Consider the following 22,527-nt stretch of genomic DNA (forward strand, 5'->3'; position numbering starts at 1 on the left):
ATGGACAGCCTCGAACTGATCGTCGTCGTCGCGGTCGCGGTCCTGCTCATGGGCCGGCTGTCGAGGCGCACCGGCCTGAGCGAACCCCTGCTGCTGCTCGCCGTGGGTGCTGTCGTGGGGCTGACACCGTCCTTCGCGTCGTTCTCGCTGCCCCCGGACGTCGTCCTGTTCCTCTTCCTGCCCGCGCTGCTGTACTGGGAGGCGCTGACCTCCTCGGTGCGGGAGATCCGCAACAACTTCCGCAGCATCGCGCTGCAGTCCACCGGGCTGGTCCTCGCCACCGCCGTGGCCGTCGCCGCCGTGGCCCACGCACTGGGCTACGGCTGGCCGATCGCCTTCGTCCTCGGCGCCGTCCTGGCTCCGACGGACGCGGCGGCCGTCGCCACGGTCGCCAGGGCCATGCCGCGCCGCATCTTGACCGTGCTGCGCACCGAGAGCCTCCTGAACGACGGGACCGCGCTGGTGCTGCTCGCCGTGACCATCGACGTCGTCACCGACGAGCACCCCTTCTCCTGGTCCGGCACGGCACTCGCCTTCGTCGAGTCCTACGCCGGCGGCATCCTGATCGGCGCCGCGGTCGCCCTCCTCCTGATCCCGGTCAGGCGACGGCTGCCCGAGCCGCTGCTGCACAGCGTGCTGAGCGTCGCGACCCCCTTCCTCGCCTATCTGCCCGCCGAACTCCTCCATGTGTCCGGTGTGTTGGCGGTCGTCGTCTGCGGTCTGGTGTCCGCCTGGTTCGGGCCGCGCGTCATCGGTTCCGAGGCCCGTATCCAGGCCGTCGCCTTCTGGGAGGTGGCCAGTTACCTGCTCAACGGCGCCCTGTTCGTCCTCGTCGGCATCCAACTGCCCGCCGCAGTGCGGGCGTTGACCTCCGTCTCGCTCCTGCGGGCGACGATCGCCGGCCTCGCCGTGAGCGTCGCCGTGCTCGGGACCCGGCTGCTCTGGTTCTACTCGGTGCCCTATCTGGTCAGGCTCCTGGACCGGCGCCCCCAGCAGCGGGACCGCCGTATCACCGCCCCGCAACGGCTGCCGCTGGCCTGGGCGGGGATGCGCGGCGCGATCTCGCTGGCGGCGGCGTCGACCGTGCCCGCGACGACCAGCGAGGGGCATCTCGTCGGGCAGCGTGACGCCGTCGTGTTCCTCACCACGGTCGTCATCGTCGTCACCCTCACGTTCCTCGGCCCCACCCTGCCGGCCATGGTCCGCCGGGCCCGCTTCCCGGCCGACGAGGACAAGAGTGCCGAACTCACCCTCGCCCGCTGCCGGTTGAGCGGCGCCGCACTGCAGGCCCTGCCCGAGCTGGCCGAGCGCTTCGGGGTGCCCGAGGAGGACACCCTGCGCATGATCCAGGACATCGAGGACCGTACGGCCCCCGCACCCGGCTCCGCGCACCGCCGCGAGAGCCTACGACGCCTCCGACTCGCCCTGCTCCAGATCGAACGCGACACCCTCACCGACCTGCGGGACAGCGGCCGTATCGACGACATCGTCCTGCGCAGCGTGCAGGAAGTCCTCGACGTGGAGGAGGTCCGCCTCGGCAGGCCCTGAACCGAATCCCGCACTCGAAGCCAACTCGACATCGTCTCGACCCGCCCGAAAGGGGCCCCTCATGAACCCCCGTGACACCACCGGCGCCGCTGTCCTCGAACAACTCCGCCGCCAGTCCGCCGATCCGCGCCGACGCATCCTCTTCACCGGCGCGACCATCGTCACGATGGACCCGGAACTCGGCATCCTCCAGGGTGACTTGCTCGTCGAGGGCGACTCCATCGCCGCGATCGGGCCGGGCCTGGACGCGGACGGCGCGGTGCTCGTCGACGCCTCCGGCACCATCCTTGCCCCCGGCCTCGTCGACACCCACCGGCACGCCTGGGAGACGCAGTTGCGCCGGATCATGCCCGACGTCGACGACCTCGGCGGCTATGTGACGGCCACCCTCGCCGGCTACGCCACCGTCTACCGGCCGGAGGACATGTACATCGGCACCAGACTGGCGGCGCTGACCGCGCTCGACAGCGGCATCACCACCATGCTCGACTTCTCGCACAACTCCCGTACCCGCGAGCACTCCGACGCCGCGATCGAAGCCCTCCGCGACACCGGTATCCGTGGCGTCCACGCGTCCATGGGCCCGCACTTCGGGGACTGGGACCGCCAGTGGCCGGCCGACCTGAAGCGCCTCAGGAACCAGTACTTCAGCAGCGACGACCAACTCCTCACGCTGCGCCTGGCGACCCTGGCCACCGACGAGATCGCCGGACCCGCCCTCGCCTACGGCCCCGAACTCGCCCGCACCGCCGCCGACTTGGGTATCGGTGTCAGCGTCGACGCGGTCTTCGGCGCCTCCGGGTCGGAGGCCGTGCTGTCCTGGGCCGAGCACGGCATCCTCGGCCCCGACGTCACCCTGATCCACTCCACTGGTCTGACCGTCGAGGCCTGGAAAGCGATGGGGGCGTCCGGTACGACGGTCGCACTGGCCCCCACCTCGGACGCGCAGATCGGCCTGGAGACGGCGATCCCCGCGGTGGACGAGGCGCTCGCCGTCGGCATCCGTCCCGGCCTGAGCATCGATGTCGAAGTCGCCCTCGCCAGCGACCTGTTCACCCAGATGCGGGCCCTGCTCGCGATCCAGCGGATGCGCGCGATCAACGCCGCCTACGGCACCGATGGCGAGCTCTCCCGCATCACCACGCACGACGTCCTCGACTTCGCCACCCTCCAGGGCGCCCGGACCAACGGTCTCGGTGACGTCACCGGCTCCCTCACCCCCGGCAAGAAGGCCGACCTGCTGGTCGTGCAGGCCGAGGATCTCAACAACATGCCCCTCAACGACCCCATCGGCACACTGGTGTTGGGCTCCGACGCCCGCAACATCACCGCCGTGTTCGTCAACGGGCAGCCGCGTAAGTGGGACGGCCGCGTGCTCGACGTGAACCTTGCCGAACTGCGTGCCGAGGTCAGCGCCTCCCGCGACCACGTGCTCAACACACCTGTGAAGTAAGGATGGTTGGACGCGGCGGGCACCCGAACCCGAGGGTGCCCGCCGCATCAGTGCCGTGGGTGGATCAGATGGATCGGGGGATCAGGCGGGTCAGTTGGAGAACCAGGGGTTCCCGCCGCCCAGCGACCACACCGACACCTTGGTGACGCCGAGGCCCTTGAGGACCGCGAGCTTGCGGTCCATGGCGACGCTGTCGACGTAGTCGTAGAGGACGCCGCCGGAGGTCCAGCGGATCTCGCCGGAGGAGGCGTCCCGGCGGCTCTCTGTGGTCGCAGGGTTGGACGAGAAGCCGGGGCTCTTCTTCATGTCGCTGAACTGGATGTTGCCCGTCACGGAGTTGAGGTCGCACGGGTCGGGTGCGCTGTAGCCGTAGGAGGGCACGCCGATGATCAGGCGGTTCGGGTCGGGGACCTTGCTCTGCGCGTACTTGGTGACCTTCTTCAGCCAGTCGTAGGGGCTGATCGGCAGGCAGCGGGCGCCGGCGGCGGTGTCGAACTCCTCGTCGTACGCCATGATCACCAGGTCGTCGACGCCGGTGGCGGCCACGGCCGCGTAGTCGTAGAACGAGGCGTCCTCGGTCATCGCCGGTGCGTCGACCTGGAGGCGCTTGCCCTTCGCGTGCAGGGCGGTGGCCAACTGGCCGAGGAACGTCTTGTAGTTGGTGAAGTCGGCGGCGCTCCAGGACCAGTAGTCCTCCAGGTCGACGTCGACGCCGCTGAGCCCGGCGTCGCTGACGAGGGAGGTGACCTTCGAAACGGCCGCCGTACGCCTGCTGTTGCTGCTGACCAAGGCGTGGACGTCGGCGGTGGTCATGCCGGAGAGCGTCGGGTACTGGTACGTGGAGTGTGCCTTGAGGTCGGCGACGTTGGCCGCGCTGTAGGTGTTGCAGGTCCCGTTGGCGGTGGTCTCCAGGGTCACCGAGCCGTCGCCGTTGACCGACCAGTACTCGGGGTTGAGGGCGCCGTTCTTCACCCGGTTGTCGGCGTACTCGCTCTTGGCGGTGCAGGTGGAGTCGCCGTTCGAGCCGGGGTAGAGCCAGGTCTGCAGTTGGACGCCCGAGGTGGCGGACGGGGTGGCGCCGGCCGGGACCGAGGCCGTACAGGCGAGCAGCGTGGTGACCGTACAGGCCACGACGCCGCTCACGGTGAGTGCATGGCGGAACATGAGCGGTCCTTTCGGTGGGGGGCGTGCGGGATCGCCGCGTCGGCCGGAGGGCCGGCGCGGTGGACTGGGGGATGAGGGTGGCTAGTTGCTCCAGTAGGGGTCGAAGACCAGGGTGTCGGCGCCGGGGACGGTGGTGGCCGCCGACCAGGAGCCGTCGACGACGCGTCCGCCGTCCGGCCGGCCCGCCAACGACAGCCTGGTGAAGATGCGGTAGCGGTCGCCCCGGTAGACGGAGCGGGTGAACTCCACGACCCGGCCGCCGGCATCCCTGGCCGCCCGTTCGAAGAGCAGGGCGGGGGTGTGCACGGACACGCCGAGGAGTTCGGCCTCCCACTCGTCGACCACGGTCGGTTCGATGCTCTGCGCGGCGTCGGTCAGCAGGATCTCGTAACGGCGGCCCAGCAGGCGGTAGAAGGAGTCGGTCTCCAGGTCGCGGGCGGTCAGTCCGGGGACCAGTGCGTGCGGGACGTGCAGCGTCTCCACACACATCGGGTCACCGTCCACCGTGCGCAGCCGGATGATCCGCAGGATCTGCTCACTGGGCGCGATGCCCAGCCGGCGGCCGATCCTGGGCCCCGCGGCGACGGTCTTGAAGTCCAGGGTGCGGCTGGCCCAGGTCCCGTCCACGCCGCCGACACCCAGGCCCTGCGCCTGCCCGGGGGAGCCGCTGAGGTGCTGGGCGACCTTGGCCCGGGCGACGAACACACCGCGGCCGTGCTCCCGCACCAGCAGGCCGTCGCGGACGAAGTCGTCGACCACCGCCCGCAGGGTGGGCCGGGACACGCCGAGTTCCTCGCACAGCTGCCGTTCGCCGGGGAGGGGGCGTCCGGTCCCGGTCTCCTCGACGAGGTCGAGGAGGTGGGTGCGGATGCGTTCCCGCTTCTCCCAACGGCTCTCACCGCTGACCATGCCTACCAACTTTCCTTACCAGTGGTCCATCTTGAGTTGCCGCAATATAACGGTTTGATGCCTTACCTCCAGCGACTTTCTTGCCATGGCTTCCCTTGACAGTGACCAAATGGTGCCCCAACATGTGGCCACTGGTCAATAAGTGGTAAGCGAATTCGCCGGAGGTTCCATGTCCGAGTCCCGTGGCGGACCCGTCACCCGCACCACCCGCCGCCCCCGCCGCACCGCCCGCCGTACCGTCGCCACGTCGCTGATCGCGGCCACGGCCCTGCTGGCCGCAGCATGCACCACCGGCGGCGCCGCGTCGAAGGCGGACACCGGCGCCGACGACACCACGCCCGTCACCATCACCTTCTGGCACGGCCTCAGCTCCCCGCACGAGATCGCCTCGGTCGACGCCGTGCTGGCCAAGTTCCACAAGAAATACCCCTACATCACCGTCAAGGCCGTCGCCGCGCAGACCGACGACAAGGTCAACCAGGCCATCCGCGGCGGAACCGCCCCCGACGTGGCGTCCTCGTTCAACGCCGCGAACGTCGGCGGCTGGTGTACCAGTGGAGCGTTCCAAGACCTCACGCCGGACATCAAGGCCGACCACGTGGACATGTCCCAGATCCCGAAGGCCGTCCAGTCGTACACCGCCTTCGGCGGCAAGCGCTGCACCATGCCCTGGCTCGCGGACACCTTCGGCCTGTACTACAACAAGAAGCTGTTCGCCCAGGCCGGGATAACCTCCCCGCCCAAGACCATGTCCGAACTGGCCGCCGACACCAAGAAGTTGACCACCTTCAACGCGGACGGCTCGATCAAGACCGCCGGGTTCATGCCCTACCTGGGCGCCTACCAGATGCTCACCGAGCACCTGGTACCCAGCTGGGGCGGCAAGTGGCTCACCGCCGACGGCGAGTCCAACGTCGGCGGCGATCCCGCCTTCGCGCAGGCGCTGACCTGGCAGAAGAGCCTGCTCGACTGGTTCGGCGCGAAGAAGCTGGTCACGTTCAAGGCGGGCATGGGGGACGAGTTCTCCGCCCAGAACGCCTTCGAGACCGGCAAGTTGGCCATGATGGTGGACGGCGAGTGGCGCAACTCGTTCATCAAGACCGACAAGTCGAACGTCGACTACGGCACCGCGGTCGTACCGGCCGCCGACGGCAAGTCCCAATATTACGGCGCCGGTTACGTCGGCGGCAACGTGATCGGCATGCCGCGCGGCGCCAAACACCCGGGCGCCGCCTGGAAGTTGATCAAGTTCCTCACCACCGACACCGACGCGCTGACCACGCTGGCCGACGCTATCGGCAACGTCCCCACCACCAAGGCGGCCCTCGCTTCACCCTCGCTGGGGCTCTCCAAGGACCCGCACTTCGCGCCGTTCCTCCAGGTCTTCAAGAACCCGCTCACCACCACCACGCCGGCGAGCGCCGACGGCGGCTCCTACCTCACCAACTTCGGTCACTTCGTGGAGAAGTGGCAGAGCGGCTCCGTGACCGACCTGAAGGCCGGACTGGACGCGGTCGACAAGCAGAACAACGCCGCGCTCAAGCTGGGGCAGTGACCGTCATGGCCACTCACCAAGTCGCTCAACTGCCGCTCACCAGCGCCCCGTTGCGGGCCAGGCTGCGCCGCAACCGGCTGCGCGTCCTGCTCTTCCTGGCACCCGGTCTCGTCGGCTTCGCCGTCTTTCTCGTCTACCCGCTGGTGATGACGGTCTGGCTGTCCTTCACCAACTCGAACATGATCTCCCAGGCCCAGTTCGTGGGCCTGCGGAACTACCGCTACCTGCTCGACGGCGACCCGCAGATCTGGCACGCGATCCGCAACACCGGCTGGCTCGTGGCTGTCATGGTCCCGGCACAGGTGCTCTTCGCCCTCGGCGTGGCCATGGTCACCGCCCGCCTCAAGGCCGGAGCGAGCGTCTTCCGCACCCTGTTCTACCTGCCCGCGCTGGCCCCGCCGGTCGCCGCGACCGTCGCCTTCGTCTGCATGTTCAACCCCAACTCCGGGCCGGTGAACCGGATCCTGGGCCTGCTGGGCATCCACGGCCCGCTGTGGTTCAACTCGCCCGGCTGGTCCAAACCCGCCCTGACCCTGCTCGCCCTGTGGGGCAGCGGCACGATGATGGTCATCTTCCTGGCGGCACTCCTCGAAGTACCCGCCGAACTGTACGAGGCCGCCGAACTCGACGGCGCCGGTCCCTGGCACCGCTTCCGCTACGTCACGCTGCCGACGATCTCCCCGGTCGTCCTCTTCGCGACCGTCACCGGGGTCATCGCCGGACTCCAGTACTTCACCCAGGCGATGGTCGCCTCGCAGGTCGCCAACGGCAACATCCAGCCCCTGCCCGGCTATCCGGACGGCTCCACCCTCACCTTCCCCCAGCAGCTCTACATCGCTGGCTTCAACCAGTTCCACGCGGGCTACGCCTGCGCCCTCGCCGTGGTGCTCTTCGTGGTGTCGATGGCCTTCACCGTCGTCCTGCTCCGCCGCGCCTCCGGTTTCGACATCGAGGAGTCACCGCGATGACGTACGACGCCGAGATCCTCCGCACCGAGGAGCCGCCGCGATGACGACCACCTACGCCCCGGCACCCGCCCGACAGACCCGCGCCGCCTCGCCCCACCGCGCCGCGCGCGGCCGGGCCGGCCGCCGCAGGACCCTGGTCTGGATCGCCGAACACGCCGTCGCCGTCGGCCTGGCCTGCGCCTTCATCGGCCCGATCGTGTTCATCTTCCTGACCTCCGTCATGTCCGACGGCCAGTCCCTCACCACCAGCCTGTGGCCCCACCACTGGCAGTGGTCCAACTACCGCACGGTCTTCACCACCGCACCGGTCGGCACCTGGCTGGTCAACACCGTGCTGTACGCGGTCGCCGCCACCGCCGCCACCCTGCTCTCCAGCGTCCCCATCGCCTACGCGCTGGCCCGCCTCCGCTTCAGGGGCCGCAACGTGGCGTTCCTCTGCGTCATCACCATGATGATGCTGCCGCCCCAAGTCCTGGTCATCCCCATGTACTTGATGTGGGCCAGGCTCCATCTCACCGGCACCATCTGGCCGTTGGTCCTCCCGTCCCTCTTCGGGGACGCCTTCTCGGTGTTCCTGCTCCGGCAGTTCCTGCTCACCGTCCCCGAGGACTACCTCAACGCGGCCCGCATCGACGGCTGCGGCGAACTCCGCGTCCTCACCCGGGTGGTGCTGCCGATGATGCGCCCCGCGCTCGTCGCGGTCGGCCTCTTCTCCTTCTTCAACGCCTGGAACGACTACTACGGCCCCCTCATCTACACCGGCGAGACGCCCGCCCACTGGACCCTGGCCCTGGGCCTGGCCACCTTCAAGACCTCCCATGCGGTGCAGTGGAACCTCACCATGGCGGCGACCCTCATCGCGATGGCGCCGGTGATCATCGTCTTCTTCTTCGCGCAAAAGGCCTTCATCGAGGGCGTCACACTGACAGGAGTCAAAGGTTGAAGATCACCGTTGTCGGTGGCGGATCCACGTACACCCCCGAACTGGTCGACGGATTCGCCCGGTTGGGACTCCCCGTCACCGAGATCGCCCTGGTCGACCCCGACCCGGAGCGGCTCGCGGTCATCGCCCCGTTCGCCCGCCGCATCCTGGCCCGCCAGGGCAGCCCCGCGAAAATCACCACCACCGCCGACCCGGACGCGGGCATCGACGGCACCGACGCCGTCCTGTTCCAACTCCGCATAGGCGGCCAGGCCGCCCGGCACGTCGACGAGACCTTCCCGCACGAGTGCGGCTGCATCGGCCAGGAGACCACCGGCGCAGGCGGGTTGGCCAAAGCCCTGCGCACCGTACCGGTCGTCCTCGACCTCGCCGAACGGGTCGCCAAGCGCGCACCGAACGCCTGGATCGTCGACTTCACCAACCCCGTCGGCATCGTCACCCGCGCCCTACTGGACGCCGGCCACAAGGCAGTTGGCCTCTGCAACGTCGCCATCGGCTTCCAACGCACCTTCGCCGACTGGCTGGGCGTCGACCACGAGCGGATCGCCCTGGACCACGTCGGCCTCAACCACCTCACCTGGGAACGGGCGGTGCGGCTCGACGGCGTGGACGTCCTCCCGCGCATCCTCGACGAACACGGCCAGGCTCTGGCGGACCGCCTGCGCATGCCGCTCGACGTGGTCCGCAGGCTGGGCGTGGTCCCCTCCTACTACCTGCGCTACTTCTACGCCCACGACGAGGTCCTCCGCGAGCAACTCACCGAGCCCTCCCGCGCCGAACAAGTCGCGGGCATGGAGGGCGAGTTGCTGAAGATGTACGCCGACCCGGCCCTGACGGAGAAGCCCGCCCTGCTGGACAAGCGCGGCGGCGCCTACTACTCCGAGGCGGCCGTCCAGTTGGTGCACGCCCTCACTGCCGACACCGGTGACGTCCGCGTCGCCAACGTCCGCAACAACGGCACCCTGCCCTTCCTCCCCGACGACGCCGTCATCGAGGTCCCGTCCCGCATCGACGCGCACGGTGCAACTCCCTTGCCCGTCACGGCCGTAGAACCCCTCTTCGCCGGACTCGTCGCGCATGTGACGGCCTACGAGGAACTGGCCCTGGAAGCAGCCCTGCACGGCGGCGTCGACCGGGTCGCCACGGCGCTGCTGGCGCATCCGCTCATCGGCCAGGTCTCGGTCGCCGAGGAGTTGGCGGCGAAGCTCGTCGCCGCCAACCGCGAACATCTGTGGTGGGCGTGATGAGTTCAGGTCTGCTGCTGGCCGTCGACGGCGGCAACTCCAAGACGGATGTTGCCGTGTTGAGGACGGACGGCACGATCCTGGGCCGCGCGAGGGGCGGCGGATTCCGTCCGCAGGCGGTCGGCGTCGACGCGGCGATGGACGTACTCGCGGCCTTGCGCGCCGAGGCGATGGCGTCGGCAGGTGTGGCGGCCGACGTCGAGGTGGACGGCATTACGGCCTTCCTCGCCGGAGCCGATCTGCCGCACGAGATCAAGGCGTTGCGCGAGGCCGTCGGCGCCCGCCGCTGGGCGGTCACCCAGCGCGTCGACAACGACTCCTACGCCGTCCTGCGCGCCGGCGCCAGCCGCCCCTGGGGCGTCGGCGTGGTCTGCGGCACCGGCATCAACTGCGTCGGCGTCGCCCCCGACGGCCGTACCACCGGCTTCGCCGCGCTCGGCCGGATCTCGGGGGACTGGGGCGGCGGCATCGACGTAGGGACGTCGGCGCTGTGGCACGCGGCGCGGGCGGAGGACGGCCGCGGCCCGCGAACAGCCCTTCGCGCGGCGGTGATCGACCACTTCGCCCTGCCCACGATCGCCGACGTCACCGCCGCCCTGCACAACGGCGACCTGCCCGCACTCCGCCTGAGCGAACTCTGCCCGGCGGTCTTCACGGCCCGCGACGAAGGCGACGAGATCGCGGCCGAACTGGTCGAACGCCTCGCGGCGGAGATAGCGAGAATGGCGCTGACAGTCCTGTGCCGCCTGCAACTCGCCGTCGCCCCGGACCCCGAAGTGGTCCTGGGCGGAAGCGTGTTGGCCGCCGGCCACCGCGCCCTCCTGGACGACGTCGAACACCGCCTCACCAGGGCGGTGCCGAGTGTCCGCCCGGTGGTGTGCACGGACCCGCCCTTGCTCGGCGCGGCCCTGGCCGCCCTGGACCTGCATCCGCGAGCGGACCCTGGGGCGGAGGTCCGGTTGCGTGCCGGGTTCCGGGGGAGTGGCGGCCAGTGATCCGCTACGACCAAGCGCGCGGCCCGAGCCGCATCGCATACCCCGCATGGTGCAGCTCCTCGCCCCGGAACTCGCCGAAGGCCCAGAAGCCGAGGTCGTCCAGGTAGTCGATGCGGTCGCCGTCGATCCAGTACTGGCCCTCGTAGGCGTGCGGGCGGCCACCCTGGGTCTCGTCGTAGCGGCCGGTGGCGGTCAACTCCTGGTGCAGGAAGTCGTTCCTGTCGATCCAGACGCCGACGCGCGGGCTGCCGGTCAGGTCCTGGGCGGCCGGGATGCCCGCCTCGGGCGCGGTGGCACGGCAGGGGGCGTCCGTGCCCGACCAGAGGACAGGCTTCCCGGCCGTCACCAGGGCGCGGACCTCTTCCGGCCGGGTCAGCAGTATGGCCACCGCGCCCGCCACGTCCGGGGCTAGTGCGTCGGGTACGACGAGCAGGTCGCCCGTGTTGCCCGGCGTCAACGTCGCGACGTACTCCGAGCGGTGGCCGCGCCCGCCGACGAGGGCGATCGTGTCCACCACGGCCGGGACCACGGTCATGCCCGTGCAGTCGACGACGATGGTGTTGTCGTCCGCCGTGATCGGAACCCTGCGGGGCGCTGACGTCCTGCTGGTCGGTGCCCTGTTGGTGGGCGTCGGCCCGGGCATTGTCACGGCGGCGGTGCTGTACGGCAAGCCTGGTCGCGCCCTTGGAACGCAACCAGGCTGCCGTTCACCCAGGTGTCAGGCACCCACCCTGCGTTCAGCCCGTGGCGGCCGTGAGTGCGCCGAGCGCGCTGGCCTGCGTACGCCAGTCGGTCTGGTTCGGGCTGGTGCCCGCCCAGCGTTCACCGAGGGCGTTGAGGGTGGACCGGTCCAACGCCCACAGGGTGTCGGCCTGTTTCTGGATGTACGTCCGGTAGCTGGTCGAGCCGGTCGCCTGCGCCAGGTCGGCGAAGTTCCACATGAAGATGCCCTTGAACTGCTTCTGGTTGTCGTCGCAGGACGCCGAGCCGACGTCGCAGGACTCGGTCAGCACTCCGCCGACGGTCAGCTGCGAACTGCTCATCGCGGCATCCGCCAGCGTCCGCGCCGTGGTCAGCATCGAGCTGTCGCCGGTCGTCTTCCACAGCTCCGTGAAAGCGCCGATGGCCAGACCCTGGTTGTAACTCCACACGGTGGAACCGTTGTTGGCGCAGGACGAGGAGAGCCCGTCGTTCACCAGCCCTGAGGAGTTGATCATCCCGCTGGCCCTGTACCAGGCCGCCGAGGTCTTCGCCCGCTGCAGCCAGACCGTGTCACCGGCGATGCGCTGGTGCAGCGCGGTGGTCAGCCACAGGTACTGCCCGTTCGTCACCGCGTTCTTGTAGGTTCGCTCACGGTCCCACCACACACCGCCGCCGCAGGTACTGGTGTCCCAGTACTGCTGGACGTAATTGGCAATGGTGACGGCCTCGTTGAGGTAACGCGCGTCGTGTGTGTAGTCGTACGCGTCGATCCACGCGATCGCCCACCAGCCCGAGTCGTCGATCGACCGGCTGATGAAGTCGCCCTCGATCGCGTCCGAACTCCGCGTCCCGGCCGGGAAGACGCCCTTGTTCTGGTCGAAGGTGCGGGCGATGATCCAGTCGTAGTCGTGGGTGCCGGTCGTCTTCGCGACGTCGATGACGGAAGTGAGGGTGGCCGCCGAGTTCCACCAACTGCTGGGCCACCAGCCGTTGTAGGGGTCGTACGACGACATCAGCGCGTCCGCCGCGGCACGCGCCCTGGTCGGCACCGGCCGGTACCACGCCGTGCAGCTGCCCTCGTTGTGGCTCGCCTCCCGACCGCAGGCGCGAACCGCCCCGCCGTAGAGGAGACCGCGCGGATCGCGGGTCGCGTACATCGCGGTACGGGTCGTGGTCGCTCCGGACGGGGTGCTCGTACGGCCGAGGGAGGAACCGTCCGGCCAGGTCGAGCCGCCGTCCCAGGAACGGTCCAACCAGATCTCGTCACCGGCGCCACCGGTGTCGATGCTCGCCCACGCCATCGCGTTCTTCTGGTCGACGTGGAGCCGAATCGTGCGGCCGTAGAGGGTGGTTGAGGGTATCGGCTGGTCGTCGCCCGCCGCCTGGCCGGCGCTCGTGCCGTCGCAGACGGTGTCGCAGGCCGTCGGGTAGACCCAGTTCGTGCAGCCGACGCCGGCCGCGTCGCCACAGGCGCGGACGAGGCCGCGCTTGTGGTTGCGCGGGTCGGTGATGTTGTACATCAGCGTCCTGGTACCGGTCCATGTGCTCGGGATGCTCGCCTTGCCGAGCAGGCCGTCCCAGGTGGCGCCGCCGTCCCAGGACCGGTCCAACCACACCGCGTCGCCGCTCGTGCCGTTGTCGATGCTGGCCCACGCCATGTCGTCCGCGTCGGACACATGGAGCCGGACGACCCGTCCGTTGAGCGTCTTGTCCGGCACTGGAAACGTTTCCTGTTTCGCCTGCGACGGGTCGAGCGTGTCGCAGGCCAGGACACACACCTGGGGGGCGGCGGACGCCGGCGTCGCGGCCGGGACCAGCGCCACGAACGCGAGAGCGGCCGTCAGTAGAAAACTGAGGAACCGCGGTCTGGCAACGCGTACTCTGACAACGATGTCGAAGCTACGTAGGGACACCGGAACTCGCCTCGATTTCACGATGGGGGGGGGACGCCGGTTGTGAATGGATTCAGCTCTGGATCAATGGTCCATACCTCTACCGTCCTCGACGCAGTGAACCGGCTTGGTGCGACCCTGTCAATGTCGCAAGGCGCGCTTTTTTCGAGGGAGTTGACGGCTGCCGAGATGGGTTGACACCCGCGCTCTCGGCGCCCATCATCGGTGCGAACTTTGGCGAGTCATCTCGCGCACCCGTCGCTCCTCAAACTCCAGGCTTCCGTGATCGCTCGACTTGAATCGATTCACTCGCCTGGTTGTCCAGTTGTGCGGCTGGTTCCCCCACCGATCCGGGAGGCACTCATGCGCCGTCGCAGGCCAGCGCTGAACCGAAAGCCCAGACCAGGGCGCCTAGTTGGGCTCACCGTGGTGGTGGCCGCCGCGCTGGCCGTGACCCCGGCCCTGTCCGCCGGGGCGGCGCCGACGGCTGCGACGCCCGCTCCCAAGGCGGCGCTTGACGCCGTGAACTACTCGCCGACCTCGCGCACCCTCAAGCCGACCGCCGTCTACCGCACCTCCGGCAGCGTCGCGAACCCGACGAACGTCCTCAACGGGCAGGCGACACGGATCTCCGGCTCGCAGTCGGCCATCACGCTCGACTTCGGGAAGGAGGTCGGCGGCTTGGTAACGTTGTCATTCGGCAGCACCAGCTCCAGCGGGCAGCGCGTCGGCCTGGCCTTCAGCGAGTCGTCCCTGTACGTGGGCACCAACAGCGACCGCAGCAGCGGCCGCGACGGCGAGGACGGCGCCCTCTACGCCACGCCCTCCGCCAACGGCACGTACACCGTGCCCACCGCCCAACTCCGGGGCGGATTCCGCTACTTGACCGTCTTCCTCGACAGTTCGGGCTGGGTGGACCTCAACGGCGTCAGCCTCAACTTCACCGCGGCCCCGGGGAAGTCCAACCCGGCCGACTACCCCAACTACTTCACCTCCAGCGACGACCTGCTCAACCGCATCTGGTACGCCGGGGCGTACACCGTGCAGTTGAACACCATCGCCTCCAACCAGGGCCGCGCCTGGCCCCCGCCCTCCTCGGCCTGGGACAACAGCGCCACCGTCGGCGTGGGCGACTCCGTCCTGGTCGACGGCGCGAAGCGCGACCGTACGGTGTGGCCCGGCGACATGGGCATCGCCGTCCCCACGCAGTACGCGTACTCCAACGACCTCACCTCGACCCGCAACGCGCTCACCACGATGTACAACGCGCAGTCGTCGGCGGGTGAAATCCCTTGGTCCGGGCCGCCGTTCAACCTCACCGGCTCGGACACGTACCACACGTGGACCCTGTTGGGGACGTCCACGTACTACACGTACACCGCCGACCGGTCGTGGCTGGACTCCGAATGGGCCAACTACAAGCGCGGGATGACTTTCATCACGAACAAGATCGACGGCAACAACCTCCTCGACGTGACCCGCACCCAGGACTGGGCCCGGGTCGGCCAGGGCGGTGAGAACATCTCCGCCAACGCGCTGCTGTACGGCGCCCTCAAGGGCGGCGCCACCCTTGCCACGGTCGAGGGCGACAGCGCCCTTGCGGCGAGCTGGAACAGCAAGGCCGCCGCGATCAAGACCGCGGCCAACTCCCTGCTGTGGGAGGCCTCCAAGGGCATGTACAAGGACAACCCCAGCAGCGGTCTGTATCCGCAGGACGGCAACTCCCTAGCCGTCTGGTACGGGTTGAGCGACTCCACCGCCAAGTCGAAGAGCATCATCACGGGGCTCGGCAACAACTGGGGCATCTACGGCCCCACCACCCCCGAATGGGGCGGCAACGTCTCGCCGTTCGCCGGTGGCATGGAGCTGAACGCCCGCTTCACCGCCAACGACGACTTCACCGCACTGGACCAGATCCGCCGGACCTGGGGCCACATGCTCGACAGCGACATCGGGACCAAGAGCACGTTCTGGGAGGGCATCCAGTCCGACGGCGGCCTGGCGTACGGCGGTTCGTTCATGAGCCTCGCGCACGGCTGGTCCACGGCGCCCACCTCCACGCTCACCTTCGACGTGCTCGGCACCGCCCCCGAGTCGGCGACCGGCGCCTACCGCTTCGTCCCGCACCCCGGCGACCTGACCAGTGCCCAAGGCCGCATCACCACACCGCAGGGCGCCATCAACGCGTCCTGGTCCCGCAACCCGTCGGCCGGCACCTACTCGGCCACCCTCTCCAGCCCGTCCGGCAGCACCGGCCGTATCGGCGTCCCGAAGCTGGGCGGCAACATCACGGTGACCGTGAACGGCGCGACCGTCTGGAGCAACGGAACCTTCACGCCCACCTCCGGCATCACCGGCGGCAGCCAGGACGACACCTACGTCTACCTCACCGGCGTCGCCCCCGGCAGCTACACCGTCTCCGCCAGCGGCCTCGGCAACCCGTCGGCGCCCACCGAACCCGGCACCGGCGCCCTGCGCGCGGGCTACACCCGGTGCGCCGGCGAGGGCGGCACCTGCTCCTTCAGCGGCACCCGCTCGGTGGCCTACGGCGCCGGGACGTACACGTACAAGACCGTGACCAGCAGCACCGCTTGCTCGAACGACTCCTTCGGCGGCGACCCGGCGGCCAACCTCGTCAAGTCCTGCTACGTCGCCGACGCGGGCGGCCCGCCCGGATACACCGCATGCGCGGCCGAGGGCGGTACCTGCTCCGTGCCCGGCTACAACCGTGACGTCGCCTACGGTGCCAACGGCAACTTCGTCCACCAGGTCACCAACGGCTCCGTGGACTGTTCCAACGCCCACTTCGGCGATCCCATCGACGGCGTCGCCAAGTCCTGCTACCTGCCGCCCGCAGGCGCTCCGGCCGGTGGCTGGACCAAGTGCGCCGACCAGAACGGCACTTGCTCCGCCGCGGCGGGACAGCCGGTGACGTACGGCGCCTACGGAGCGTTCACCACGGCCACCGCCACCGGCGACACCGCGTGCACCGACGCCACGTTCGGCGACCCGATCCCCAACGAGTCGAAGGCCTGCTACACCGCCACCGGCGGCCCGGTCGGCTACGCCGGCAACTGCTCTGCAGAAGGCGGCACTTGTGGCTTCAGCGGACAGCAGACCGTCGCCTACGGCGCCCGGGGTCGCTTCCTCTACAAGGCGTTCAGCGGCGGCGCGAGCTGCACGACGGCGGCCTTCGGTTCCGACCCGCTGCCCAACGTGAGCAAGTCCTGCTACCTCACGTCCTGAGCGGCCCCACGCACCCGGCAGCCTCCACTCCCCGCGTGACCGGGGGCTGCCGGATCACTCGGGATGGGTCACTGCCTCCTTCTGCAGGTGCACCGCGGCCAGCAGGCTCAGTCGCGGTTCCGCCTTGCGTAGCGCCCGTACCGCGGCGACCGAGCCGAGGTCCCCGGTGAACCCGGTCTCCGCCAGCCGGGACCGTACCCAACGGGCGCGCAATTGACCTTCGTTGGCGGCGGCTGTGGACTCGACGAGCGCGGTGGCGCGGTCCAGGCCGGGGCGCTCCTCGGGGGAGGCCCCGGCGACTGCCTGCTGCAGGGCCGCAGCGATCACGTCGGCGTCCCGGATGGTCAGCACGAAGGTGTTCTTCTTGCTCAGTCCCGTGATTCCAGTCATGGGGCTCAGCCTGACCGTCATGTCCCGTGCGCGCCAAGCGACTTGAGCAGGCTCAGAGGCTCGGCTACGCGTCCTCGTCCCGCGCCGTCAGCGCGAAGGCCAGCAACGCCGTCGTGGTGAAGTCCAGCGAAGGCTCCACCGTCTGCCAGGCACCCACGTCGTCCACGTACCGCGAGCCCTTGCCGTCGAAGTCGGTCCAGGCTCCCGACGGCGGGGCGGCGGTGCACTTCTTCATGGTCGGGAAGCCGTTCAAGTCGGCCAGTTTTTCCGCCGCGTTGGGGCCGTTGACCACCGCGCCCCGCAGGATCGCACCCTTCCCGTCGTGGCTGCCACGGAGGTTGGCCAACTGGTGTTCCGGGCAGTGCGGGTAGACCTCACCCGCGCCGATCACGAAGCTCGTTCCCCACGGATTGGCGCCGAGCGCCCAGCCCCGCTGCCGGCCGGCGAAGGCCGCGTAGCGGGTGTCCCCGGTGGCCTTGGCGTAGAGGCGGGCGGTGGCCACCAGCCCGAAGGTGTGCGGTACGGCGTCGAAGTCGTTGTAGACGGCGCCCGCTCCGAACGGGTCGTGCCCGGCGTGATCGACACCCTCCTCCAACTGGCGGCGCAGGTCCTTGTTCAGGTCCCCGGCCCCGACTCCGTTGCTGCGCGCACCGTCCAGAGCGGTGGCCAGGTCGACGTGGGCGAGGGCGCTGACGTCCGCGACGTTGAGGGTGCCCTTGACGTCGGAGTCCAGGTAGGCGCGGGCCGAGCGGGCCGCGTCGGCCGTCCAGTCGCTTTCCCGGTCGTCACCCAAGTCCCGCGCGGCAAGCGCCAGTTCGGCACCGGCGAACTCCATGTCGTCCTGCCAGGAGTCCTCGGGATAGAAGGCGCTCGGGAAGGCCGTGACGAGCGGCTTGTCGGGGTCGTGGTCGGTGTCGGCCAGGTCGTAGACGGCGGCGGCCTTCTCCAGCCACTCCCGCGCCCGGTCCGGGGCGGAGTCGGCCGTGCGCTGCGCGGCGAGGGCGAACACCGCGGCCACCCGCCCCGCCAGACTCGGCGTGATCGGCTCGCCCGGCTCGTTCGCGCGGAACACCGGCCGGTGTTTGATCGTGTAGTCCGGGTCACCGGGCGACACGTCGAGCCGGTCGTCGGCCTCCGGCAGCCGCCACACGTCGTGGTCCGTCCGTACGGCGTCGTTGCCCGCGCCGATGCCGACCTGGGCGTAGAGCGTCTCGCTGTCCCCGTCCCACATCTTGTCCACCCACTCCAGCCCGTGCTCGGCCTCGGCGGACAGCGTCTTCATGTCCGACAAGTCCCGCTCGGCGAGCAGGAGTTCGGCGGTCGAGTAGGAGGTGGTGCCGGTGAACTTGAGGAAGTCGCCCGCGTCGAACCAGCCGCCCGCGACATCGACCTTCACGCCGGTCGGGATCAGGTGCTCATCGAGCAGTTCCTCACCCGCCGCGTCGTAGTGCGGGTCGGCGTAGACGGTCGCGTCCTCGTCGGCGAGATGGGAGGGCCCGTGGGACAACGTGCCGCGAACCACGTCGGCCCCGTCGCGCTGCGCCTGCAGGAAGCGCACGTTGTCCCGGACGAGCGGGGTCATCAGCTCGCTCGCGTCGGCGATCCGGAAGGCGGGGGAGCGGCCAGCCGCGCTGCCGGACAGGACGATGCGGTAGGTGCCGGGCTTGTCCAGCGCGGAGAGGTCGACGATCCGCACGGAGGGGAACTTGGCGTTCCAGTGGCCGGTGACGGCACCGAGCCGGCCCGCCGTGACCACCTTGTCCTTCCCGTCGACGACCTTGAAGCGCGCCCCCGCGAGCGCCTTCGTGGGCCCCATGACGTACGCCTGTTTCGTCTCGCCGCGCACATAGCCGACCTGGTCGACCCGGACGGCCACATTGGCGGCGGACGGTGCGGCGGCCTCGCCGTAGACATTCAGGCCGACGAGCACGGCGATGCTCACGGCGGTGGTGGTGACCAGGACGACAGGGCTGCGCAATGCGTTCATGCGCCCACGGTGCCGGGACCTTCATGAGATGAAGATGAGGGCGGTGGGGGCACGTCCGTCGGCAGCCGCAGCTCGGCGAGCAGGCCGCCGCCGGGAGCGTCCGTGAGGCGGGCGGTGCCGTGGTGCAGACCGGCGACCCAGCGGACGATGGCGAGGCCCGCGCCGGTTCCTGGACCGGTCCTTGTGACACCACGTGCGAACACGCGTTCCCGGTCCGCGAGCGGTACACCGTCCCCGTGGTCGCGGACCGTGACCAGCCCCGGCGCCACGCTGACCTCCACCGGCGAACCGGCCGGGCCGCCGTGCCGCTGGGCGTTCTCCACCAGGTTCCGTACCGCCTGCGCCAGCAGGTCAGGGTCGCCGAGCACCACCACCGGCTCGGACGTCACCGTGACGCTGCCGTGGTCCGGCAGCTCCTCTACCGTGGTCTCCACCAGCTGGTCCAGCCGTAGCGGTACCAGCTCGACCCGCTGCGCACCCGACTCCAGCCGGGCCCTGGCGAGCAGCCCGGTGACCAGCCGGCTCAGCCGGTCCACCAGCCGTAGCGCCTCGTCGGACGAACCACCCCGCTCCACCACCAGCCGCAAGGTCGCCAGCGGCGTCCGCAACTCGTGCGCGGCCTCGGCCAGGAACTGCTCCTGCTGGCCAAGGCCGCGCAGCGCGGGCCGCATGGCCCGCCCGGACAGGAGGTGTCCTACGGCCGCCGCGCAGCAGACCAGTGCCGTGCAGCCGAGGGCCAGCCAGCGCACCAGGAGGTCGTGATCGCGTTCGCTGCGCGCCAGTTCCGTGCCGACCAGTACGGCCGCCCCGATCCGGTCGTCGTCCCAGACCGGCGCCGCCGCCCACCGCAGTCGCCCGCCCTTGGCGGCGGAGGCGCTGACTTGGACCGTTCCCTGCTCGTCCAGGACGCTGTGCCAGATCTCGTCCAGCTGGTCCTTGTCGGGCAGCGACGAACGCCCGGGTACGACGTTCCGTACCGTCGGTGTCTTCCCGGGCGTCGCCTGGAGCACCGCCAACACCTGGGCGCCCTGGGCGAGTTCGTCCTCGCGGAGCGGCTCCAGGTGCAGTACGCCCGCGTCGAACCAGACCGCCCGCGAGAGCCCCGCCGCGCGGCTGCCGACCTCGTGGTCGAGGCCGGAGCGGCGGGACGCGGAGTCGATGCGGATGGCGACCACGGCGAGTACGACGAGACAGGCCGCGGTCGTCGAGGCGAACAGGAGGGTCATCAGGCGGCGGGTGCGCCGCAGCCGGGCGACGGCGGGCGAGGTGTCGCGGCGGCTCACGCCTCGCCGCCCAGCCGGTAGCCGACACCACGCACCGTCGCGATCGGGTCGGGCGGTCCCAGGCGCCTGCGCAACTGGCCGATCAGGACGTCCACCACGTTGGACATCGGCTCGCTCGCCTCGTCCCAGCAGCTCTCGATCAGCTCGCTGCGGGTGACGACCTCGCCCGCGCGCAGCATCAGCAGTTCGAGCACCGCGAACTCCTTGGCCGAGAGGCTGAGCAGCACCCCGGCCCGGGTCACCCGGCGCCGCGGCAGGTCCAGCTCCAGGTCACCCGCCCGCAGGACGGACGGCCGCGAGGGCCGCTCCCTGCGGCACAACGCCCTTACCCGTACGACCAGTTCGGCGAAGGCGAACGGCTTCACCAGGTAGTCGTCCGCCCCGTGCTCGAAGCCGGCCACCCGGTCGCTGACCGCGTCCAGCGCCGTCAGCAGCAGAAAGGGCAGCACCGATCCCGCCGCGCGCTGTGCGGCGAGCAGCGTGAGGGAGTCGCCGTCCGGGACCGAGCGGTCGGCCACGACACAGTCGTAGCGATTGACGGAGAGTTTGAGATCCGCCTCGGCCAGCGTGCACGCGAGGTCCACCGCGAACCCCGCGTCCCGCAGCCGAGCAGCGACGACGGGCCCCAGCTCGGGGTCGTCCTCCAAGACCATTACGCGCATGGCCCGGAGCTTAGGCGACGGCGTGCCGCGCACCCGGACGCTGTACGCCGAGTGCGCGGCCCGCCGCCCTGGGTGCTCAACTGCTGGGCACGGTGTCCTCGAACGTGGTGCCCGCGCCGCGGTACGCCGCGACCTTGGCGGCCACCTGCGCCGGTGTGAGGACCTGGTCCTTGACGTGCAGGACGTAGTCGACCTGCTCGTCGTAGGACCGCGCGGTGGAGCTGGTCAGGCCGCCGAAGTCGATCAGCCACTGGTTGAAGTTGATCGACATCGGCCGCTCCGGCAGGTAAGCGGCGTCATGGGTGCCGAAGAGCTGGCCGTCGATGTAGTACTTGATGTTGTTGTTGTCGATGGTCAGCACCAGGTCGTGCCAGCCGTTGTAGCTCTGCCGGCCCTCGGTGTGCTGGTTGACCGCGATCCACGGGTCGGGCTGGTAGGTCTCCCAGGACGTCGTGTAGAGGATGTTGGAGGTCTCGCCCCAGCCGCCGTTGGGGAGGTACTCGAAGTCGTACTCGGAGTAGTCGTCCGCCATCGGGGCCGTGAGGTCGTTGATGGTGAAGAACGTCTGCACGAGGTGGTCGCCGTCCGGACCGGACCTGGGCGCGTCGTTGAACTTGACCCGGGCCGCGTAGGTGCCGTTCTTGAACTTCCGTGTGTTGGTGACGACTTCGGTCTGCTTGGTGCTCTCGCCGGTGCCCGCCGTCGACGTCTCCAGGTTCATCACGGAGTTGCCGCTCGTGCTGGCGAAGGTGACGTTCTCGGGTGCCCAGGTGGCGCCTGAGACACCGGGACCGCCGGAGGTGGAGCGGACGCTCCAGCCGTGCGCCGAGATCTTCGGGTCGTTGTAGGCGCTGTAGTTGAAGTCGTCGAACAGCGTGGCGCCGGTGGCCGGGGGATCGGTCGGCGGGTCGGTGGGCGGGTCCGTCGGGTCGTTGCCCGCGGGCGCCTGACCCCACAGGGTGGCACCGGCCAGCTGCGCGGTGACCTTCGACCAGTCGGCGTACGACGTCTGGGAGGCGCCGAAGGAGTAGTCGTCGCTCTGGTTCAGCGACTGCCACGTCGACTGGTAGAACCGCAGCTGCATGTCACCGGTGTCGGCGCCGGGCGCGAGGGTGCCCGCGCCGGAGGTGAAGCCGATCTCCAGGTAACGGTCGGCCGTGGCGGTCGGGTTGGCGAGTGTGCCGAAGGTGCCGGTGACGTTGGCACAGCCCTTGACGGCCCAGGAACAGGCGAAGCGGTAACTCGCGCTCGCCGAGTCCGCCTTGAAGTAGTAGCGGAGCTTGACGTTCGCCAACTGCACAGTGCTGGAGCCGGTGTTCTTCACCTTGAACCAGGGTTCGGACTGGTCGGCGGTGGCTCCCGTGGCGCTCGTACGGTACTGGACGCTCAGTCCGTCGCCCGCCGCGCTCGCGGTGGACGGCATGGCGGTCAGCGCGGCGGCGCCCATGGCCACCGCGACGGCGACGGACGCGGCGGCGCGCAGCCTGTTCTTCGCGAATCTCATTGTTGTGCCTCTCCAGAAGGTGGGGTGATTCCGGAACGGGACAGGGTCGGGGGTGGTTCGGGACAGGTCAGGGGAGGTAAGG

17 protein-coding genes are annotated in these 22,527 nt (G+C 69.8%); 8 read left to right on the top strand and 9 right to left on the bottom strand.

The annotated features are described in order from the left end of the window. Together AB0I69_RS13975 and AB0I69_RS13980 are read left to right on the top strand one after the other, a co-directional pair. Window positions 1–1,548 carry a Na+/H+ antiporter gene (locus AB0I69_RS13975; protein ID WP_363095855.1) on the top strand — a complete coding sequence of 516 codons (1,548 nt, stop codon included), beginning with the start codon at window positions 1–3 and terminating at the stop codon, window positions 1,546–1,548. 61 nt (window positions 1,549–1,609) lie between these two features. Next, a complete protein-coding gene (locus AB0I69_RS13980) occupies window positions 1,610–3,001 on the top strand; it encodes an amidohydrolase family protein (protein ID WP_363095856.1) in 1,392 nt (463 codons plus the stop codon). A gap of 90 nt (window positions 3,002–3,091) precedes the next feature. Here the strand turns inward: AB0I69_RS13980 and AB0I69_RS13985 are convergent, their stop codons facing one another. Then, a complete protein-coding gene (locus AB0I69_RS13985) occupies window positions 3,092–4,165 on the bottom strand; it encodes a glycosyl hydrolase family 18 protein (RefSeq protein WP_363095857.1) in 1,074 nt (357 codons plus the stop codon). 81 nt (window positions 4,166–4,246) lie between these two features. Further along, entirely contained in the window at window positions 4,247–5,074 is an 828-nt protein-coding gene (locus AB0I69_RS13990; RefSeq protein WP_363095858.1) for a GntR family transcriptional regulator, read from the bottom strand. A gap of 169 nt (window positions 5,075–5,243) precedes the next feature. On the opposite strand from AB0I69_RS13990, the gene AB0I69_RS13995 reads away from it, so the two are divergent. From AB0I69_RS13995 to AB0I69_RS14015, 5 genes are read left to right on the top strand one after another with little or no spacing between them, the layout of a single operon-like run. After that, window positions 5,244–6,629, top strand: a complete 1,386-nt coding sequence (locus AB0I69_RS13995) for an ABC transporter substrate-binding protein (protein WP_363095859.1) — start codon at window positions 5,244–5,246, stop codon at window positions 6,627–6,629. 5 nt (window positions 6,630–6,634) lie between these two features. Further along, a complete protein-coding gene (locus AB0I69_RS14000; protein WP_363095860.1) occupies window positions 6,635–7,597 on the top strand; it encodes a sugar ABC transporter permease in 963 nt (320 codons plus the stop codon). A 40-nt stretch (window positions 7,598–7,637) separates the two neighbouring features. Next, window positions 7,638–8,540 (top strand): carbohydrate ABC transporter permease, encoded by a 903-nt coding sequence (locus tag AB0I69_RS14005; protein WP_363095861.1) that lies wholly within the window; start codon window positions 7,638–7,640, stop codon window positions 8,538–8,540. Further along, on the top strand, window positions 8,537–9,784 hold the full coding sequence (locus tag AB0I69_RS14010; RefSeq protein ID WP_363095862.1) for a 6-phospho-beta-glucosidase: 1,248 nt from the start codon (window positions 8,537–8,539) through the stop codon (window positions 9,782–9,784). The genes AB0I69_RS14005 and AB0I69_RS14010 overlap by 4 nt, the downstream gene beginning before the upstream one ends. After that, window positions 9,784–10,779, top strand: coding sequence for a BadF/BadG/BcrA/BcrD ATPase family protein (locus tag AB0I69_RS14015; protein ID WP_363095863.1), 996 nt, complete (start codon window positions 9,784–9,786; stop codon window positions 10,777–10,779). The genes AB0I69_RS14010 and AB0I69_RS14015 overlap by 1 nt, the downstream gene beginning before the upstream one ends. 4 nt (window positions 10,780–10,783) lie before the next feature. Here the strand turns inward: AB0I69_RS14015 and AB0I69_RS14020 are convergent, their stop codons facing one another. Further along, window positions 10,784–11,428, bottom strand: coding sequence for an Atu4866 domain-containing protein (locus tag AB0I69_RS14020; RefSeq protein WP_363095864.1), 645 nt, complete (start codon window positions 11,426–11,428; stop codon window positions 10,784–10,786). A gap of 88 nt (window positions 11,429–11,516) precedes the next feature. Next, entirely contained in the window at window positions 11,517–13,394 is a 1,878-nt protein-coding gene (locus tag AB0I69_RS14025) for a glycoside hydrolase family 76 protein (RefSeq protein WP_363095865.1), read from the bottom strand. 342 nt (window positions 13,395–13,736) lie between these two features. On the opposite strand from AB0I69_RS14025, the gene AB0I69_RS14030 reads away from it, so the two are divergent. After that, window positions 13,737–16,619, top strand: coding sequence for an alpha-L-rhamnosidase (locus tag AB0I69_RS14030; protein ID WP_363095866.1), 2,883 nt, complete (start codon window positions 13,737–13,739; stop codon window positions 16,617–16,619). 54 nt (window positions 16,620–16,673) lie between these two features. Here AB0I69_RS14030 and AB0I69_RS14035 read toward each other — a convergent pair whose 3' ends face one another. From AB0I69_RS14035 to AB0I69_RS14055, 5 genes are all read right to left on the bottom strand, one after another. After that, a complete protein-coding gene (locus AB0I69_RS14035; protein WP_363095867.1) occupies window positions 16,674–17,009 on the bottom strand; it encodes a hypothetical protein in 336 nt (111 codons plus the stop codon). A 64-nt stretch (window positions 17,010–17,073) separates the two neighbouring features. Further along, entirely contained in the window at window positions 17,074–18,996 is a 1,923-nt protein-coding gene (locus AB0I69_RS14040) for a glycoside hydrolase family 9 protein (RefSeq protein ID WP_363095868.1), read from the bottom strand. Next, entirely contained in the window at window positions 18,993–20,279 is a 1,287-nt protein-coding gene (locus tag AB0I69_RS14045; RefSeq protein WP_363095869.1) for a HAMP domain-containing sensor histidine kinase, read from the bottom strand. The genes AB0I69_RS14040 and AB0I69_RS14045 overlap by 4 nt, the downstream gene beginning before the upstream one ends. Further along, window positions 20,276–20,941 carry a response regulator transcription factor gene (locus AB0I69_RS14050; RefSeq protein ID WP_363095870.1) on the bottom strand — a complete coding sequence of 222 codons (666 nt, stop codon included), beginning with the start codon at window positions 20,939–20,941 and terminating at the stop codon, window positions 20,276–20,278. The genes AB0I69_RS14045 and AB0I69_RS14050 overlap by 4 nt, the downstream gene beginning before the upstream one ends. Before the next feature lie 76 nt (window positions 20,942–21,017). Beyond that, entirely contained in the window at window positions 21,018–22,445 is a 1,428-nt protein-coding gene (locus tag AB0I69_RS14055) for a cellulose binding domain-containing protein (protein WP_363095871.1), read from the bottom strand. Window positions 22,446–22,527 lie beyond the last annotated feature (82 nt).

The organism is Streptomyces sp. NPDC050508, assembly GCF_040655155.1.
In the GTDB taxonomy this organism is placed as follows: domain Bacteria; phylum Actinomycetota; class Actinomycetes; order Streptomycetales; family Streptomycetaceae; genus Streptomyces.